A 2,486-nucleotide genomic window follows, 5' to 3' on the forward strand; every position below is an offset into this window, starting at 1 on the left:
ATCGTGTCGAAAACCTGCTGCAGATTCTGTCGACTAGAAGGCTACTATATACATCTGACGGCACACTAAACAAGCGAACCCCCACCAAAGTGAAGGTTCGTACAAGTTTCGTGATAGAGCCTAAGGAATCGAATCCTTGACCTCTTGGCTGCCAGCCAAGCGCTTCACCGGATATATCAAAACGATGCCCTTTGTTTGGGAGCTCTCGAACTTGCCGTATAATACAATGGCTGTAGTAAAATGAGGATGTATGGCAGGAGGGTTATGGGCAAACTCTTACAGAGTGAAGACGAGCGGGATGCCAAGCTTCTCTTCGAGGCCTATTCAACAACTCTCTCGGAAGCAAAGCTTAAAAATTTACTTTTTGACATGCTAGGATTAATCCCCCTTGATGCGGGTGGCTCTGCGCGAGCGTTCGCCAACCGATTTATATTGGATCACTATCCAAATGAAACTACGATTAAAGCTAACTTTATAAACAAAGTTCTTTTACCGCTTAGCTCAGATACGATATCTATTTTTGAGCTTCCAATTGGAAAGAGCCGCGTAGATATGTGCAAAGTAAATGGGCACAGCGCAGCATACGAGATTAAAACTGATCTGGATAGCTTTTATCGGCTCGAAAGCCAGCTTGCCGATTATTTCGACGTTTTTGAAACGGTATATGTTGTTACCTCTGAGAATCGATGGAACGAACTACCCGATTATGTCCCTACTGAGTGCGGGATATATTCATATCGAAAGTGCAAAGACGGAACCTATACTTTTAGCTGTCGCCGCAAAGCAACTAAGGCCGTCAGGCTGGATGCGAAAAAGCAGCTCCTTACAATGCCCAAGAAAGACCTCTGCGACATTTTTGATTTCTCGAATTCAGGACAATCGAAAGACGATATTGTTGCCACCTGCTTATCACGCTACTCTAAGGCGCAGATCAATCGGGTTTTCAAAAATTATTTAAAGCAACGCTATTGCTCAAACTGGCGCCACTTAATGCAGAATAGTGCTGTTGTATACGAGATAGATTACGAATGGTTCTACCGAAACGAACTTGATCCAGAAATTGTTTACTAAAAGTGGTAGTTTCCATAGGTAAGATAGAGCTGCTGCACATACCGTTCGATAGTGTACGATATCCAGGTTCCAAACGCTCCAAATGAGCTGGTGCCAGCGTTTTTTGAAAGCGCTTCAAGAACCATGCACTCCCCGGGTACCCGCTCGAGCTTTGCTCTGTCGTTGAGAATTTCAGACACAACTTTCCGGTAGCCCCTCGACCCAAGATCAACATTGTCATTTATATAGGCACAGAATTCATTAGACCGACCGCAGTACAGTAGAGCCAATGCTCGTCCTTTCCCACCACCATCGCCAGGTAGGTTATCGCGCAGACCAGCGTAATCGCCCACCCCATTGAAGCCATAGCGTGCATAGTCGGTTATATGCGAATTATTAATGACATGCCCTTCTCCATACTTGCCATTACCAGTATCTCGCTTCCTTGGAGAGCAGAGCAGTATTTTAGTTGCCTTGATGCCTAAATCATTCAGTTCGTCAAACTCTTCGAGTCTTGCATCTAAGGGGGTTTCATTAATATCATAGATGAGATAATCGTTAAGATGGAGTGCTGTTGTAAGTGCGTGCTCGTATCCGTCGATATCGTCAATTCTTATTGCAATTGAGCGTCCTTGACGTAGCGACTTGAGTTCTTGAGCAAATTTTATAAGGCCTGCGGAGTCAAGGTTCCCAACTCCCTTTTTAATAGTAATTACGGGAATCATATTTGTATCGATTGCTACCTTTTTAACCTTGTCCAAATAGGCGGGAAGGTTATTGCTTAGGTGTATAACCAGCGGGCATTTTCTGTCCTTTGCATCTTTATATAACCTCATATCGCACCGGAAATAATCAACAAAAACGCACGTGTCTTTGAAGCGCTTTTCTATGTCTTCTAGAGTAGCGTCATATTCAGTTGAATAATCCTTGGCTTTACACCAGTGGTCCTGCCCTTTTCTTGCGCCGCTCTTGTATGGCTTGTTCTCTAAGATGTACTTGCCGCTTTCCGAATCAACCAAATTGTCGTATTTAACTTTTTCCTGAACTACCTCCACCAGCGGGATAAGCCCGTCTTTAAAGTAGTCAGCTTCTGTTAAAGCTTTGACAGCTACGTATTCGTACCTTCGGTTTTTTATAGTCATCATATACATGGCATGCTCCTAGCTTTCTATTTAGACTTTAGGCCATTCATCTGTTCGAAGGGGATTAGGCCGTCGTGTTGCAGGAATCCAACTATCATTCCCGGATGAACGTTCTGTTTCCGTGCAAATTTTGTAATAACTTGCTCGGTAAACTGTTCGTGGTTTCCAAGCGCGGCATAATCATCGGGGTTTACAAGAAAATCACGCGCGAATTTATTGGCCTCTTTGTCTTTATGGTCTTCACTAGACAAATCTTCTTCGGAGATCATTATGTTGCTTGTATCGTAATGAAGC

At 43.8% G+C, this 2,486-nt stretch carries 3 protein-coding genes; 1 reads left to right on the top strand and 2 read right to left on the bottom strand.

Annotated features, from left to right (window positions below):
• Window positions 1-264 precede the first annotated feature (264 nt).
• Window positions 265-1,071 (top strand): sce7726 family protein, encoded by an 807-nt coding sequence (locus tag RR842_RS13860; RefSeq protein WP_332730169.1) that lies wholly within the window; start codon window positions 265-267, stop codon window positions 1,069-1,071.
• On the opposite strand, the gene RR842_RS13865 is transcribed toward RR842_RS13860, so the two are convergent.
• Complete coding sequence (locus RR842_RS13865) at window positions 1,068-2,201, bottom strand: hypothetical protein (RefSeq protein WP_332730170.1); 1,134 nt, start codon at window positions 2,199-2,201, stop codon at window positions 1,068-1,070. The two genes, RR842_RS13860 and RR842_RS13865, sit on opposite strands and share 4 nt — an antisense overlap.
• 17 nt (window positions 2,202-2,218) lie before the next feature.
• A partial coding sequence (locus RR842_RS13870; protein WP_332730171.1) for a hypothetical protein occupies window positions 2,219-2,486 on the bottom strand: 268 nt, incomplete at its 5' end.

Source organism: Gordonibacter sp., from assembly GCF_036667095.1.
GTDB lineage: Bacteria > Actinomycetota > Coriobacteriia > Coriobacteriales > Eggerthellaceae > Gordonibacter.